At 59.6% G+C, this 14,684-nt stretch carries 16 protein-coding genes and 1 pseudogene; all 17 read right to left on the reverse strand.

All coding sequences use genetic code 11. From position 1 onward, the window contains the following. On the reverse strand, positions 1 to 1,135 hold a 1,135-nt coding region (locus tag PKC81_RS12890), incomplete at its 3' end, for a conjugal transfer protein TraH (RefSeq protein ID WP_324336736.1). Beyond that, positions 1,125 to 1,952, reverse strand: a complete 828-nt coding sequence (locus PKC81_RS12895) for a conjugal transfer protein TraF (RefSeq protein ID WP_324336738.1) — start codon at positions 1,950 to 1,952, stop codon at positions 1,125 to 1,127. The genes PKC81_RS12895 and PKC81_RS12890, both read right to left, overlap by 11 nt. Next, positions 1,933 to 3,612 carry a conjugal transfer protein TraN gene (locus PKC81_RS12900; RefSeq protein ID WP_324336765.1) on the reverse strand — a complete coding sequence of 560 codons (1,680 nt, stop codon included), beginning with the start codon at positions 3,610 to 3,612 and terminating at the stop codon, positions 1,933 to 1,935. The genes PKC81_RS12895 and PKC81_RS12900 overlap by 20 nt, the downstream gene beginning before the upstream one ends. A gap of 56 nt (positions 3,613 to 3,668) precedes the next feature. Continuing rightward, on the reverse strand, positions 3,669 to 4,433 hold the full coding sequence (trbC, locus tag PKC81_RS12905) for a type-F conjugative transfer system pilin assembly protein TrbC (RefSeq protein ID WP_324336740.1): 765 nt from the start codon (positions 4,431 to 4,433) through the stop codon (positions 3,669 to 3,671). Next, positions 4,430 to 5,410 carry a conjugal transfer pilus assembly protein TraU gene (traU, locus tag PKC81_RS12910; protein ID WP_324336742.1) on the reverse strand — a complete coding sequence of 327 codons (981 nt, stop codon included), beginning with the start codon at positions 5,408 to 5,410 and terminating at the stop codon, positions 4,430 to 4,432. The genes trbC and traU overlap by 4 nt, the downstream gene beginning before the upstream one ends. A gap of 35 nt (positions 5,411 to 5,445) precedes the next feature. Then, complete coding sequence (traW, locus tag PKC81_RS12915; RefSeq protein ID WP_324336744.1) at positions 5,446 to 6,096, reverse strand: type-F conjugative transfer system protein TraW; 651 nt, start codon at positions 6,094 to 6,096, stop codon at positions 5,446 to 5,448. Then, entirely contained in the window at positions 6,093 to 6,617 is a 525-nt protein-coding gene (locus PKC81_RS12920) for a S26 family signal peptidase (protein WP_324336746.1), read from the reverse strand. Before PKC81_RS12920 ends, traW begins: the two co-directional genes overlap by 4 nt. Next, a complete protein-coding gene (locus tag PKC81_RS12925; protein ID WP_324336748.1) occupies positions 6,604 to 7,020 on the reverse strand; it encodes a TrbI F-type domain-containing protein in 417 nt (138 codons plus the stop codon). The genes PKC81_RS12920 and PKC81_RS12925 overlap by 14 nt, the downstream gene beginning before the upstream one ends. After that, positions 7,020 to 7,409: a hypothetical protein gene (locus PKC81_RS12930; RefSeq protein ID WP_324336750.1), complete on the reverse strand. Its 390-nt coding sequence runs from the start codon at positions 7,407 to 7,409 to the stop codon at positions 7,020 to 7,022. Before PKC81_RS12930 ends, PKC81_RS12925 begins: the two co-directional genes overlap by 1 nt. 26 nt (positions 7,410 to 7,435) lie before the next feature. After that, complete coding sequence (gene traC, locus PKC81_RS12935) at positions 7,436 to 9,982, reverse strand: type IV secretion system protein TraC (protein WP_324336752.1); 2,547 nt, start codon at positions 9,980 to 9,982, stop codon at positions 7,436 to 7,438. After that, a complete protein-coding gene (locus PKC81_RS12940) occupies positions 9,982 to 10,689 on the reverse strand; it encodes a conjugal transfer protein TraV (protein WP_324336754.1) in 708 nt (235 codons plus the stop codon). The genes traC and PKC81_RS12940 overlap by 1 nt, the downstream gene beginning before the upstream one ends. Before the next feature lie 5 nt (positions 10,690 to 10,694). Continuing rightward, positions 10,695 to 11,558: a DsbC family protein gene (locus tag PKC81_RS12945; protein ID WP_324336756.1), complete on the reverse strand. Its 864-nt coding sequence runs from the start codon at positions 11,556 to 11,558 to the stop codon at positions 10,695 to 10,697. Next, on the reverse strand, positions 11,555 to 12,877 hold the full coding sequence (locus PKC81_RS12950) for a TrbI/VirB10 family protein (RefSeq protein ID WP_324336758.1): 1,323 nt from the start codon (positions 12,875 to 12,877) through the stop codon (positions 11,555 to 11,557). The genes PKC81_RS12945 and PKC81_RS12950 overlap by 4 nt, the downstream gene beginning before the upstream one ends. Continuing rightward, complete coding sequence (locus PKC81_RS12955; protein WP_324336760.1) at positions 12,870 to 13,607, reverse strand: type-F conjugative transfer system secretin TraK; 738 nt, start codon at positions 13,605 to 13,607, stop codon at positions 12,870 to 12,872. Before PKC81_RS12955 ends, PKC81_RS12950 begins: the two co-directional genes overlap by 8 nt. Then, positions 13,597 to 14,178, reverse strand: coding sequence for a type IV conjugative transfer system protein TraE (locus PKC81_RS12960; RefSeq protein WP_115548940.1), 582 nt, complete (start codon positions 14,176 to 14,178; stop codon positions 13,597 to 13,599). Before PKC81_RS12960 ends, PKC81_RS12955 begins: the two co-directional genes overlap by 11 nt. Before the next feature lie 10 nt (positions 14,179 to 14,188). Further along, positions 14,189 to 14,476: a type IV conjugative transfer system protein TraL gene (gene traL, locus PKC81_RS12965; protein ID WP_115548939.1), complete on the reverse strand. Its 288-nt coding sequence runs from the start codon at positions 14,474 to 14,476 to the stop codon at positions 14,189 to 14,191. Positions 14,477 to 14,502: 26 nt separating this feature from the next. Continuing rightward, positions 14,503 to 14,684: pseudogene (locus PKC81_RS12970) on the reverse strand (hypothetical protein); the annotation flags it as partial.

Raw genomic sequence — 14,684 nt, forward strand, 5'->3', positions numbered from 1 at the left:
TCTCGGCCAGGGTCTCGCGGTCGTCGGTCGGCATGCCGCGGCCATAGGCCGCCTGCACGGTCAGGATCTTGTAAAGCGGAACCGAGGCCACCTGCAGCAGCTCCTTTTGCGCTTCGGTGATGGGTGTATCGTCGCGGATCGCCTGCACCATGCCTTCGATGAGTGCTGCCACGCGCGGGCGCAGTGCTTTTGATGTCTGCAGGCTCAGCGTCTTGAAGGTCGGGTTGAGGCATTTGTCGGGCTCGTCGCAGTCGAAGATTTTGACCGGGTTGCCCTGCGTGCCGTCGAGCAAGGCGGTTACGAGCGTCGAAGACGCGTCGCCCGCAAAGGGAACGAACTTGCCTTCTTCCTCATCCTTGGGTGGCACATAGATGATCGTGCCGATAAGCGTCATCGCATATTCGGCAAGCTCCCGATCGAATGTCCCTCCGGGCGAAAAGAAGGCCGATTTTTTGAGGATGGTCCAAGTGTAATTGCGCGGAACCCCTGTGTTCACATCATCATATTTGCCTGCCCCTTGCGCCGTCGTGCTCGCGCGCTGCCCGCGGGTGCCGCAGCCATGTTTGGCGGCGGCATAGTCGGTGAAAATGCCTTCGCTATTGCCGATCGCCTCGCAAATCGCCTTGTCGGCAAGGTCGCCCTTGGGCCAGATGCCGCCGACCAGACCTTGCGCCATTTCGCAGCTGTTGATGTTGAGATTGTTCATCAGCTGCGCTTTTTGCGAAAACTCCTGCATGATCTTCGAGCATTCAGGGCATACCGTGTCGATCGCGAGGCTGAAGGCAAAACCAACCGCATTGTTGGCGACGGCCTTGAGCATCGCCACAATCTCGCTTGCATTGATGAAGCTGAAACTGCCAGCAAAAATATCGATGCCGCCGCAGCCCGCGCGGGCGCGGGGAAGTTGAAGATTGGCGATGTTGGTCGTCTTCTGGGGGAAGCGCGTCCAGACATTGCCGAGGCTGTAATAGCCTGCGGACTGGCCTTCATACGCGGTTGGTCCCGACACATTGGCGGCACCGCCGACATCAGTCAAAAAGGAATCCATCGAACTGCCAACATCGGCTTGCGCCGCAGTTAGCGGCAGCGAGCAGGCGAGGAGGGCGGCAATTGCTGTTTTCGGTCTAATAGTCATGGCCGGCTTCCTTTTGTGTGAGAAGATAGATGCGGTCCTGCAGTTCATCGGCGGACATCACGCCGTATCCGATGGGAATGGGGCGGCCTTTCAAGGCATCCCAAAGCACCACTGCGGGCGTGACCTTGGGCTCGAGCCCCATTTTGCTGCGCTGGTTGGTCTCGACGATGTAATTGGGGAAATGGCGCGAGGGGCCGCCATCGGTCGAGATCGCGCGCACAGTAATGCCCCAGTTCGATGTAACCGAACGGACAATTGGCGACATGACCTCGCAGGCACCGCAGCTTTGGGCGAAGAAATAGAAGAGCCCGTAGCGCGCCGACAATCCGGCCATCACCCCATTGCGTTCGCTGGCGCGGCTGCCCTGCCATTGCCGTTTGGCGAGCGTCGAGACCGGGCGCTGCAGTGTATAATCGAGATCAGGATCCTGCCAGATCGCGCGTTGCCAGACGTCGGCGAACAAGGAGGCGCGATCGAGTTGCTCGCGCTGGAAACGAATATAGGCGGTAACATTGGCGGGCGTCGGCTCGAGAATTGCACGTGCTTTCAGCTCGCGCAGTTCTGCCGTGATCGCATCCATGCGTGTCACGGCATCGGGGACTGGTGCGGGTGCTGCTGCTTCTGTCTTGGGTGCAGGCTTGGGCTTCGTGCAGTAGAACCAGTAGCCGAGCTTCCTCTCCTCGCAGTAAAAGGCGTCATTTTCTGCAGGTGCGTTGGTGGCGCCGGTCTGAGCAATTGCTGCTTGAGTGCTGTCGACTGTGAGTGCGAGCACGATCATCGCCGCGAGCGCACGGCGTTCAAATCTGGGCATTGGCATAATAATCCTCGATTTTCTGCTGGATCTGGGTGGCAGCCTCGAGCTCGTCGGGAAGTCGTGCGGCTTGGGTGAACTCGGCATAGACTTCGGAGAAATCCATGCGGGAAAGATCAAGCCGGGCAAATTCGTCGATAGTGAAACCTGCGCAAGCCTCGGTCTTGGGCTTATCCCAGGGCTTTGGCAGTTGCTGGCGCCCTTGTTCCTGGAGGATACGCGACAGCTTCGATTCAAAGCAGCAATAGACCTTCTTCTTGGTGAGGCAGACACCGAGGAAGCTGTCCGAACAATAGGTTCCGACATAGGCGCACAGCCCTTGGGCATCGCGTTCGTGCAAAAGCAGCTCTTGCGTGTTGCAGCCCAGTGCGACGAGCAGGCTGATGCCGGGGATGAGCGGAAAGCCCTTGCCTTTGCAGCAATTGAGGACACCGAACACCTTCGATGAACAAGTGTTGCGCGTGCCCCGGAACAAGGTGAGCGAATTGGGATCAAATTCGCGGCGGGCCTGATCAAGCGCATTCAGTGCAACGACGGCATCCTTGAACTCGTCATTGGCTTCGCGCTCGATGGTCTCGCACGCCCCGTCGATGCAATAGACATCCCCATCGCAGATAAACTGGTTCGCCGAGGCTGGCTGGTCGGGGACCGGGCAATCATAGACCCGCTCCCATGTCCGGCATGGCTCGTCGGTCAGACAATCCTCGCGCACCAGATTGCAGCCGGGGGTTTGTGTTAGCGCCTGGCAATCCTCGGCCGCAGTAAAGGTCCGGCAGGTATAGCTCTTCGCCCATGCCCAGCAGGGCTGGGTAACCGCTATGCCGTTGACAATGCGGGTGACCGGATCGCTGTCGGTACAAGTTTCGCGATCTTCAGCGCAATCGGTGTTGCTTGCAAAGGGCGCGCATTGGCTTTCACCGCGCGTGACGACAATGCTGTTCTGGGTGGTGGTACCACGGACCGTGCCGCCTGCGACCTGCGACGGACAGCTTAATATGGTAATGGGTTCGCCGGGCTCAATGCAGTAGCGCTGGTTGTTGGGACGCGTCTCCCATTCGAGGCAGATACCCGGCATTTCGCCCGCATAGGTGCATTGGGCATTGTCAAAGAGTGCGCAATCATCGACCCGGTTTAATCTGTTGGTGCCTAAGGCGCTGCACCAATAGGTATAGCGCGTAGCGGGTGCGGCGGTAACGACAATCGGGATATTGCAGCTCTTCTGCTCTTCGCTCGCTGAGAAACCCGAATTGCAGGTAGCAAAATAGCGGGTTGAACTTGCCGTAGCCGAAGGCAGGGGAACGCAGCGCCCCTGCGTTCCGCTCACGCTCATGCCGCTTGTATAGCTTAGCGGGTCTTCGCTGATCGCCTTGCTGCGTGCGATCGTCGCATCCAGATCAACCGGCGCAAAGCGCACTCGCTGGTCGATCGACGAGCGTATCGCGCGGTAGCCTTCATGCGCGCTTGTCTGGCTAGCTGCTGCACCCGCCATGGCATCGGGATTGTCGAAATAAGCCGATTGGGAAGGGCTATCGTTAAAATTGGGAATGCGCTCGGCATCGGGATCGGTGCTTGCCGCTGGTTGCGCGGTCGCAGCCTTTTCGCGGCCAAAGGCTTTGCCATCGGCTTTGGCCGCAGCCGTCGAAGTTTGTGCAGACGCGCCCTTCATGGGCAGCGATCCTGCGATAAGGAACAGCGCGCCAAGCCGGATAAGTGTTTTGCCGGTCATGGCTTTGCCTTTCGCAAAGCCTTGAGATGAAGCTGGGCAAGCGGCGCGCCGGGTCCGCCGCCTGAGGCAAAGGTCGACAGGGCGTATTCGGCGCTGACATTGCCCGTCATGCGGTCGTGCGGCGGGACGTTCGAGACGCAATCGAACCCGTCGCACACATCAAAGTCGCTCGCGGTTACGACATAAGCAGGGACGGTATCGATCCTGAACGCGCGAAAGAGGCGCGGATCGATCCCGACATTTTCGGGAACGCCCTGGCTTCCGGTCACTTTCAAAAGTGCGGTGGTGAGTGCTTTGGCGCTTCCCTGAGGAAATCCACGGAAAACGACCACGCCGCCTGCCTGCGAGACATCGCCGATCATCTGTTTGAGCGCGGGCGCCGGCATCGACACGCTGGCAAAGGCGATGAAACGCGGTGCGACTCCCATGCGAGCTTCGTCGAAGCCTGCGGTATCGGCAACGAGCCGGTCGAAGTCGAAGGCTTGATCAAGCGGTGGCCCGGCAGGAGGTCGCACCGAAGCTGCATAGCGCTTGCCATTGGCCTCGCTCGTCTGTGCAGTTTCTTTGGCGCTCTCGCGCAATTGTTCGGCGCGCACACGCGCTGTGGCGCTCAACGCGGCTGCATCAGCCTCGGCTTCGGAGGCGCGTGCGCGGATCGCGGAAAGGTCGAGCTCGGTCTCGCCATGTTGAGCGGCCAGTCCTGCGACAGCGGCCGTCCCGATGCAAAGGGCAAAACCAGCGAAAAGGAGTGAGTATTTCATAAAGCGCAGCAATTCCGTTTGCGCCAGACCAGATAGCCCATATCCTCGCCGATTGCGGGATAGACCTGGCCTGCCGAATTGAAGGTGGTCGACGCCCCGATCGGCGCACAGGCATAGCGGCCCTTGGTGAGCGGGTTGGGGTTGGTGGGCTGGAAGCGATATTGTTGCTTCCTCATCACCGGCATCAGATATTTGCCGCACAGGCCTTTGGAACCCATCGTCCCCCAGGAGACGAGCTGGCGGTGGAGCTTGTAGGCAAAGCGCGACAAAGCGAGCCTTGAAGCCTGGACATGGCCGATGGTAGCCGAGACATTGCCGTTCATCGGATACATCGATCCCTGACAGCCCGCGCACCAGAAGAGCTTGTCCGAGGGGAGCTTGCGCGTTGCCAGCACACAATCGGCGGCACAGGCGGCGAGCGCCAGCGGATTTGCAAACAGCACCGCTTCGGGGTTGATGATCGCGGTCAGTTCGGAATCCTGCCAGAGCGGGTCGATCTCGCTGATGTAGAGAATGTCGACCGAAGCCGCTTCTAGACAGAGAAAGTCTGCGACCAGTTCCATCCAGTAGATCAGCGGATAGGCATACCAGTGGATATGCCACTGCGAGTTATACTGCGTGGCACCCCCGACTGCCGAGGGACCTGCAATCGTCTTGAAGCCGATGTCGAACCCGGGATCGAGTTTCAATCCGCCCAGATTGACGAAACACCATGGCTTCATCGAGACATCCGCCAAACGCACTGGCTCCCAGAAGCCCATGGCGATGCCCGGGCGGATTCCGCAAAGGCATAGGGGCGAATCCGGATTGTCGGGATCGGGGCGGTTTGACGGCCAGATTTTGAGGCCACCGACCGAGATCGGAAAGAGGCACGACCAGCAGATATCGGTGATCGGGTTGACGAATTTGCCCGTGCAGCGACCAGGTCCCGCATCGGCATAGGCAGGTGTTACGCTCGTACCAATTGCTAGAAGCATTGCCACAAATGCGCTGCAAAGCCTTGATTTCAAATTCATGATTGTGCCTCCGCTCGTTTGCGAAGCGGAACCTCGCTGATGATCAGGAAGCGCCCTTGCTGTTCAACTGTCGCCGGGACCGCGCGGATGCCGAAATGCTTCACCAGGGTTCCGCCCTGATCGAAATAAAAGCGCCGCTGGCGCGCGCGCATCAGCTCAAGCGGCGCACCGCGCACGAGAATGAGTTTGGCATCCGTCGCTTTGTAGCGCCTCGTTGCCCAGGCAAGCTGTGCGGGATCGTCGCCGTCGACGAAGACCAGTCTTTGCCGCAAGACCACCGTGTCGAGCGGGTTGACCTGTGTGCCCGATCTTATGATCAGCCGTCCTTTGTCATCGCTTATGTCCTGTTCGACCCGGATGGTCGGATCAAAGCGCCATTGCCGCATTGTCTGCGTAACGCTTATGCCAGCAACAGGCTCGGGCCGGTTGACCCGGGCTATTGTTCGGCGCTTCAAATCCGCATTCAACCGCGCGGTTTCACCGCTCGCTTCGAGGCGTTGCAATTTGGAGCGGATCTGTTCGAGCAGATCGGGCTCGGCAATAGGAAAGACCGCACCTTGCTGGCCATAATCTTTTGCCGACACCTGTGATGCGCCAAATGCCATGGCGAGAAGCGTGGCAATGAAGACTGCGGAGACATGTTTCACAATATCGGCCTCCCGACCCCGAGGACGCGCGGGCGGCAGATCCAGCCAATCGCGGCATAGCGGCTGTCAAAGCCGTCTTTGTGGTCAGTCCCTACAAAATAGCAGCCATGCGGGATCAGCCCGGTTGGTCCGAGATCAAGTGGCTCGCCTCTCATGCTCGTGCGCTTGGCGGTCGCGACGGCGCGTCCGTTGACGAAATAGGTGCGTCCCTTGCGCGTGACCCGGTCGCCAGCGACGCCCAAGACCTTTTTGGTGAAGGGCTTAGGTTCGTCGCCAAAATGCGCGGTCAAAAGCGCGGACGGTGGCGGATCGAAGACAATGATCTCGCCGTGCGCCGGCATCACCCCACGCTCAAGCCAGATCGCCCAATAAGGCAGGCTTGGGCTTATATTGATCATCAATGCATGGTCGCGGGCAAAGGCTGCAAGACTGGAGAGGCTTATCGCAACCGCAGCCAGACCGCTCCAAATGAGCAGCCTTTTGGGCAAGCGGGGAGCAGAGCCGTTTCTATTTACGCGCATGGGCCTCGCCCTCGAGACGCCGCGCAACATCCTTGCGCACGGTTTCGGTGAAATCGGGAGCCGAACCTGCAATCACGGCTTCGGCCACGAGCACGGTACGTCCGTCTGCGCTCAATGAATTGACCGAGGCTTCGACGGCCTTCAGATAGCGCTCGACCCGCGCTTTCATGATTTCGGGGGGATTGCCGCTTCTCGCTTCAGCTTCGACAAAGGCGCCCATCATGCCGGCCAGCTCGACGGTCACGACTTCGCGCTCTTTGACTTCAACCAGTGCGGTCGTGGCCCAGCTTGCCCATAGGCCTGCCACCATGATGCCAGCAAAATTGGCGAGGGTGGCGAGTGAATAGCCTGCAAAGCGACGCTGCGGCACTTGCTGATCAGATGTTGCTAAAATGTTCTCCATCACATTTTACCTTCGTCGAGCGTGCGCATCAGGTCGGCGACAAAGCGCGGAGTACGCCAGATCGCGATCAGCAACACGAAGAGGAAAAAGCCGCCCTGGAGTTCACCCGAAAAGGCAAGCTGGCGCGCGCTGTCGGCGCCTAGATAGCGGTTCGCGATATTGTCGAGCTGGAGGAACAGCAGATCCATGTTCCAGCCGGAAATGAGTAGGAAGAAGAAGAGCGGCAGCCCCAATGTCATCAGAAAGGTAGTGACCGCAAAGGCGCTGCTGCGCAGAAAGATATAGCAGCCGTCGCCCACGAAGCGCCGCCAGGGGAAGGCTTGCGCTTTCCGGTTTTGCTGACTTACATCGGCAGCCCGGTCCATCGGCGTGGTAAAATCAAAAGTCATATTTTCAGTTCCTTGGAAGTTAGTTTTTAGAAAGCTTGTGGAAAGGCTATGCGCTCGATCGCGTCCGCCAGCTGCATGCCGCGCGCCAATTCAGCATCGATTTTGGCGAAGGTGTCGGGCGAGCTTGAAAAGAGCGTCGCTGAATAATCATCGAGCACCAGACGCCCGATGCTTTCGACCTCGGGGCCTTTGATGAAAACCTCGCTGTAATCGGCGCCTGAGCGTTTGAGACTCCGAATAAGCGTTTCGGTACGGTCATCCATATCAAGCCGGCTTGCGCGTTTGAAATCGGCGATCGTCTCGGGCTTTTGCTGCAGGATGAGCATCCAGTCGCTATTTTCGAGCGCGGCGGTGGCGCCATCGGATTTGTAATAGTCGTTCAATGATTGCGTCGCAGTTGCGAGCGAACCGCCATATTTGCGGCACGTGCGGGCATAGGTTTCGACAAATTCGCCCATCGAGCCGCCTTTGAGCATGCTCCAGGCTTCGTCGATAAGGAGCAATTTCCGCACCGAGCGCGGGCTCCGCGTCATTGCCTGGCTGGTCATGAACATGATAGCCGACAGGACGACGCTGCGCAGATCCTCGCGGGTGGCAAGGTCGGACATCTCGAACACGGTGAAGTCGGCATCCAAGTCGATGCTCGCCTGGCCTGTAAAGAAGGCGCCATAGCTGCCTCCTGCCATATAAGGCGCAATCGAGACTGCGAGATTTTCGGCAATCGGATTGGCGGTGGCGACAAGCGCTCTCGCAATTCCGTCGATCGAACCCTTGGTGCCTTCCTCGCTCCAGACCTTCATCACGGCGGAATCGACAAAGCCGCGTTCGGCATCGCTTAAGGTCTCGCTGTGCCGCGCCATCTGGCCGATAATGGCCTTGACCATCCCGAAGCAGTCGAGACGATAATCTTCATTCTGTTCGGCACGCTCGGCATCGATCATCGAAAAGGGGTTGAGACAGAAGCCCGAGGCAAGCGTGAACTCGACAAAGCGGCCACCCTGGAGTTTGACCGAATGTTCAAAGCTGCGGCCATCGTCGATGACCACGACCTGTGCGCCTGCACCTCGGAGTGCTGCGCACATTTCCTGCAAGAGCACCGACTTGCCCGAACCCGATTTGCCGCAGATCGCGACATTATGGTTGCCTGCTTCATTTTCGAAGGGCGACCAGAAAAAGGGCTGGCCGCGCCGTCCGACGAACAGCAGATGGGGGAGTGGCCCACCCAGATATTCGCCCTGCATCGGTGCGATATTGGCGGCCGTCGTCGACAACAAGGTCTTCATGCGTTTCAACCTTTCCATGTCCTTGGCGAGCCCGTCGGCGAGCGTCAGGGGCATTGCGGCGAGCAACCCTTGAATTTGCAGGAAGCGCTCGTCGATGAGGTCCCAGCCTGCGGCCTTGTAGATCGACTTGATCGCGCGTTCGTTGCGGTCGCCATCGCCGAGCGGTGAATAGGCGGTGACCCCGTAAAACACCTTGGCGAGCTTGCGGCCTTCCTGCAGCTCGGCCTGTACATGCTGCCATTCGGCAGACTGTTCGGCGATCTTGGGCAAGAAACGCGCGCTTTTGGTGCCTGCAAGGCTCGTCGTCCGCATGAACTTGTACCCCGCCCGGGCCGCCGCTGCTTCCTGCGAAGGGTAAATGAGGCACAGCATGGTCGCGGTCGGGCAGGGGAAACGGAGCTTGTCGGTAAAAAGATCCCCAATCAGCCGCGAACATTCCCAGGGCGCCCAGCGCAGCGGCATGTTGCGCACCCCATAATGGCGGATATCAAAACAATCGGGATAGACCGTGCCGATTTCGGGGACGCCCTCATTCTCCTCACCGGTCGCACGGAAACGCTCGGTCCTGAGCAGCATCCTGTCTTCCTCGACCAGAAGCTCGATGTCGCGGCGCAAGGCTTGCGAGGAGATCGGATCGAGCGGATTATAGGGGCAGACATCGTCCTGTGGTGCTGTCGTCGGCGAAGTCAGATCATCGATAAGCGCGATCAGCGCCTGCGGTTCGATTTCATGAACGCCACGGTTCAACGAGCGCAGCATCGCCATCAACCCGTCGCGGCACTGGACCAGTTCTTCATTGCTGACATCCGCCTGCGAAGGAACGCCCAAGGACAGGAACAGCTGATGGTGACGCGTATGAAAAGGAGCATCCTTGCTTCCCGAATTCCAAACTAGGTCATACATCCGGTTGGCGCGGTGCCGTGCGATCGCTTCATAGACGCCGCCTTGCGCATAACGCGGCGCAAACCAGGGAGCGATGATGCGGCTGATCCGGGGGCTTGCATGGTGCAATATCTGCAGACAGGCACCGGGCGGCAGGCCTTCGGAGAAAAACTGCCCCAATATCTCGGCGGTCCGCTCATCGGCGCCGATCAGCGGGGTGACGCCGAGAACAAAGCCCTTCGAGCGCGCGTTGAGATAGAGCCGGCTGCGCGCATCGAAAACACGGTAGGGAAGCCAGTCGGATAGCATCTCGAGCAGCAAGCCGCCGCGTGGCGGCTCAACCTCTTCGGCGTCACCCAAAAGACCTTCCAAAATCCGCGATTTTAGCGAAGTGAAGCCCATTGTCATTATTCGGGCTCCTTCGGCGTCTTGGCGGCGTCTATGGCCTCGGCACTCGGAAAGACGGGCGCGTCTTGTGTTTCAGGGTGTCGAGGGGTCCGAACATGCGGGAGGGGGGCTGACATGTCGAACCCCTCGACCGCCGGTGCAGAGGCACCGGCAACAGCCTCGCGCGCCGTGGAGGGGAGAGCCAGCGGCGAGGCTATGACAAAGGGATCATCGGAAATTGGGTTATCGGCGGTTTCGGCTGTGCCATCTTCGGTATGCGGCGACGCTGTTTCGGGCCGCTGCTGCGCTGCCTTCATTGCGCGCGCGACCGAACGGACAAAACCGCTTGCACCATTGTCCGATTTCCGTCGCAGCCGTGCGGTCCAATCGGGCTGTTCCGCGATCGCCCAGGCGACAGATTCCTCGTGAAGGATGCCGGTGTCATCGACATGGGCTGGAAAGACGATCCGTATCGTGCGTTCGCGGCTGCGTCCGGTATCGCCGCCCGCTACGCCAGCGCGCGGCGTGGGGTGCGTTCGGGGATCGCCCTTTGCGAGCATCGCGGTTGCATCGGCGTCGATCCGGCTTGCGGGCAAGCAGTCTGCAGATGTGGTTTTGCCCTTGGCACGGCATTCAAAGTCGCCTGCGATATTGGTCGCAAAGGTGGCACAGCCGCTGGTTGTAAAGAGAAGCGGGGCAGAAAGGAGCATAAGAGAAAGGCTACGCATCGCGATCATCCTTTGGATTTGGTGGGTGAGTTTGCGAGAAAGGCTTTGAGTTCGGGTCCCGCGCGGTAGCCTTCGAGCACTGCGCCATCGGAAGGCCGTACGATCACCGGTGTGCCGCCAAAGCCATGCGCCTTGGCAAAGCCTTCATTGGTATCGAGCCCTTTGGTGTCGCAGGCTTTGGAAGGACCGAGCGTTTCACCGGCATAGGCTTTGCGCAGCGCTGCTGCCGGATTGTCAGCACAGATCACAGCTTCTGCGATTCTACGGCTTTCTTTGGCTAGGATCGAGATCGGGCGCTCTTCAACACGCGCGCCGATTGCGATGAGCTCGCTTTCGAGCTTCTTGCAATAGCTGCAGTTGAAATCCGAAAAGACGATTGCCTTGGGCCCGTTTGCAGGCCCCCAATGTATCGCACCTTTGGGATCGAGCCCGGTAAGCGGTACCTTCTTGGGCACCGTGGGCTGTTGGGGCAGGCCAGCATTTTCGCCATCGGTGCGGCGCGCAGCCCCTGCCGCCAGCAGGTCGGGATTGAGCGCAAGCAGCCGCGCGGCGGTCAGATCCTGGCGCGCTTCCATGTCGTAGACGCGGCCGATCACCAGATATTTGGCCTTGGTATCGACATAGAATAGCGTGGTTTTGGAGGCGACTTCGCACAGCCCTGCTAGGCCTTTGCAATCAATCGCGTCAATCGGTGTCTTGGGAAGCCGCAGCTTCAATGCCTCGCGTACCTTGGCGATATCGGGCGCGGTGATTGCAGCACTGCCATAGTGTGCGACACTCCAGCCCGTGGCGGCGGACAGCGCGACAAGCGCAAGACCGAGCCCGCCTGCCTTCAGCCAGAAGCGGGATGTTTTGGTTGGTTGGCTCATTGGCTGTTCCTCACATAAACGCCGTCGAGAAAGACGATGTCGACGGTGATGCCGGTGGGCATTTCGACGACGGGTTGATATTGTTCGGCGCGCTCGATGAGATATTTGCTCACCGTATCGGCGGCATCGCCCGCACCCTGGCCAAGCCCGCCGCCCAATATGTCGCCGGCGGACAGCTTTGTGCGGTTGCCATCGCTGTCGGTGGTGGTGCCCGTGAAGATGCTGTTGGCATTGGCCGAAAAGCCGCGCCCGAACCCGCCAATGATCCCGGCCAAAAGCGCCTGGCTCACAAGACTGCCTTCGCGGCTGACAACACGGCCGCGCACACCCGATTTACCGGCAAAGCTGATAAAGCCCTTGACCTCTGAGACTGCGACCCGGCCTCCAGGCTGATCGCAGGTCATCTTTGCAAGTTTGACATAGACCTTCTCGGACGAGAGATCGCCGCGCGCTGAACCATTGACCACACAACCGGTGAGCCTTGTTGTCAGCACCCGGCCGTTCTGCATGACCGAGCGGGCAGGCCCTGTAATCCGCAAGACCACGGGTAACGGATCGGTCTGGCTCGAGACACCCGCCGATGCATCGACACCGACAATGACGGTTGCAGGCGCATAGCTGTTGGGCGGCAGATAATCGGGGGAATCTTCAACAAGAAGTGGAGGCAGATCGGGCCGCGCGGCTTTGGGACCGCCTGCTGCCTTGTCACTGCCGAAGCTCAAAAGCTTGACCTCGCCCGGCGGCAACATGCCAGCATCGGGTCCGGCCAAGGATTGGCCGCCAGCACCCGTGCCACTGCCACCGCGCCCGCGGGCATCATATCCACCTGCCTGCGGTCCGTAAGCAGGGACCGGCGGGGGAGGGGGCGCTGCCGCTTGTGCGGCGAGTTGGCCTTTCAATTGCGCATTTTCGGCCGACACCGCATCGATCGCTGCTTGTCCGTCGATGCGCATTGCCTGGTTCTCGGCCTGCAACGCTGCCATCTGCGCTTCAATATCAGCACGGGGGAGCGCCGCTTCTTTGAGTGCCTTTTGCTCGCGCGCAATCGCATCAAGGCGATTGCCATAGCTTGCGACAAATTCCTTTTGTGAGAGGTTGCGATTGACCAGCCCGGTCGTGTCGATTTCCTGCGCGGAGGCCGTGTTGCTGTCGGCAGCTTCATCATCCGATCCCAAGATGAACCAGCTTCCACCAGCAAGCAGAAGGGCTCCGACGCTTGCCAGAAGCAATTGCTGGCGTTTGGCCGTCCGGGCATTGAGCGTCGCCAGCGACAAAGGCGGCTTGTCGGCATTTGGTGTTGCGGTGCCAGTTTCAGTCATGATCATAGTCTCCGTTGGCTCCGACGATCAGCGCCGTAGTGCTCGCACCTGGCGCAAGGCTCGGCTCACCAATGCTGATCGCGAGTGTGTCCTTGGGCGCGAGATCGCGTTCGGCGAGCGGCAGCGGCTTTTTGCCGCGATTGGTGAGGCGCAGGACTTTTCCAAGAAGTGACGCTCCGCGATATTCAGCGATCAGCTGGATTTCGAGATTGCCGACGCGGGCCGCAGGGCTCGCCGACTGGCGGATTTCGAAACCGTCGATGGTCTTGTCGGTCGCCATCGCCTGGATCAGACGCACTGCGCTTTGGTCGGGCCGCGTCTGATTTTCCCAATTGGCGGCATCGCTTTTGGCGAGCGTCGGATTGCTGATGAACAGCTGCTGTGCTTCGATCATCTCGGCCTTGCAGGCAAATTTGTAGACGAAGCCCTTTTTGGTGGTCGCAAAGAAGCTGATCGATCCCGCTGCATAAGTCTCGGGGACCGAGATGTAGATGTCGCCGCGCACCGGTTCGTTGGTGACCGCAAAATCATTAAAGGGCGTGCCGCTCGAGATTTTGGAAACACTCGCAAACTGGTCGCCGACGAGCGCGATGCGGCTAAGCTCCTGCTTCGACACAACGCATTCGATGCGCGCATTGTCGGCGGCCTGCTTATACTGGTCAGCAAATGCTGGACTGGGCAGCAGGCTGGCTGTGGCCATGAAGGTGCAAATGGCGGCTTTATTCCGCATCTATGTTCTCCTCTGGATTGTTTTCGGTGTTGATCTGGGTGAAGCCTGCGAGCCCGAGGCGCAGGCCCTGGTAGCTCCAGTCGAAACGGAAGCGGCGCTCGTCGCTTGCAATAACCTGTGCTCCAACAAAGGTTTTGAGGTTGCCGTGCACTTCCGAGGTCAATTTATGCGGATTGACCGAGAGCCCCTTGATGACAAAGGCTTGGGTGACGTCCGAGCCGCGCTGCTCCTCGACGATCCGCAGCAATTCGGCCTTCAACCTGCCATGATGGGCAGGAGAGGCGAGCTCCAATATCTGCGTCATCCAATAGTCGAGCCCTTCGGGGCTGCGGTTGAGCAGCATCAGTGATGCATCGCGCGTCACCAGTTCTAGATAGTCGGCGCTCACCCCGGTCTTGGATATGCTCAAGGGCTTGGAAACCGTCGGCACCAATATGACCTCACGGTCGCGGGTGGCGGCCAGGCCGCCGGTGACAACCAGTGCCAAGCCCAGCGCGACGCTCGTCAGCGCAAGCAGGTTTCTCTGGCGAAGGAGCGACTGGCTGCGCTCGTGCGAAATATGGGTCAGCATGATAGTTCCCTCACCCGGCCAGAAGCCGGCAATGGGAGGGCGGCGTTGCGACAAGACCGGTAAACCCCGAAGGCAGATACCAATAAGCGGCATGGAGTACCCATGAACTGGCACGCCCTGCTTTTGCCTTCCGCAAGGTGAACCAGGCTCCGGCTGACACGATAATGCCGATGAAGATATGCTGGCTGAGGATTCCCCAGGTGAAGGGGATGATGATCCCGGCAAACTCGTCGAGCGTCCAGAAGCCGATAAGCTCCGGATCATCGAGCCGCTTGGGAACAAGATATCTGTCCGTCATGACGCCACCCTCCTTTCGCGTACCGCTCAGATGACCGCGGTGATGGTCGAGGTGACGATCGGCACACCGGTGCCAACACCAATGCCGACGGCAACGGGCACAGCGATCTGGCTCAGCGTGAAGCGACCCGAGGCAAGACCGATGAGGCCGCCTGCAAGGCTCAGCACGGTGATGATCTTGCCGCCCGAACCTTCGAGAAAGTCGGTGA

The organism is Sphingorhabdus sp. (genome assembly GCF_035329025.1).
Taxonomy (GTDB): Bacteria; Pseudomonadota; Alphaproteobacteria; order Sphingomonadales; family Sphingomonadaceae; genus Sphingorhabdus_B.

Bases quoted from the DNA above. Each gene is read 5' to 3' on its own strand.
- PKC81_RS12900 (WP_324336765.1), bottom strand. From the start codon at position 3,612: ATGAAGGGCGCGTCTGCACAAACTTCGACGGCTGCGGCCAAAGCCGAT.
- traC (WP_324336752.1), bottom strand. From the start codon at position 9,982: ATGACAATGGGCTTCACTTCGCTAAAATCGCGGATTTTGGAAGGTCTT.
- PKC81_RS12960 (WP_115548940.1), bottom strand. From the start codon at position 14,178: ATGCTGACCCATATTTCGCACGAGCGCAGCCAGTCGCTCCTTCGCCAG.
- PKC81_RS12955 (WP_324336760.1), bottom strand. From the start codon at position 13,607: ATGCGGAATAAAGCCGCCATTTGCACCTTCATGGCCACAGCCAGCCTG.
- PKC81_RS12920 (WP_324336746.1), bottom strand. From the start codon at position 6,617: ATGCGCGTAAATAGAAACGGCTCTGCTCCCCGCTTGCCCAAAAGGCTG.
- PKC81_RS12945 (WP_324336756.1), bottom strand. From the start codon at position 11,558: ATGAGCCAACCAACCAAAACATCCCGCTTCTGGCTGAAGGCAGGCGGG.
- PKC81_RS12895 (WP_324336738.1), bottom strand. From the start codon at position 1,952: ATGCCAATGCCCAGATTTGAACGCCGTGCGCTCGCGGCGATGATCGTG.
- PKC81_RS12950 (WP_324336758.1), bottom strand. From the start codon at position 12,877: ATGACTGAAACTGGCACCGCAACACCAAATGCCGACAAGCCGCCTTTG.
- traL (WP_115548939.1), bottom strand. From the start codon at position 14,476: ATGACGGACAGATATCTTGTTCCCAAGCGGCTCGATGATCCGGAGCTT.
- PKC81_RS12930 (WP_324336750.1), bottom strand. From the start codon at position 7,409: ATGACTTTTGATTTTACCACGCCGATGGACCGGGCTGCCGATGTAAGT.
- trbC (WP_324336740.1), bottom strand. From the start codon at position 4,433: ATGAAATACTCACTCCTTTTCGCTGGTTTTGCCCTTTGCATCGGGACG.
- PKC81_RS12925 (WP_324336748.1), bottom strand. From the start codon at position 7,020: ATGGAGAACATTTTAGCAACATCTGATCAGCAAGTGCCGCAGCGTCGC.
- traU (WP_324336742.1), bottom strand. From the start codon at position 5,410: ATGCTTCTAGCAATTGGTACGAGCGTAACACCTGCCTATGCCGATGCG.
- PKC81_RS12940 (WP_324336754.1), bottom strand. From the start codon at position 10,689: ATGCGTAGCCTTTCTCTTATGCTCCTTTCTGCCCCGCTTCTCTTTACA.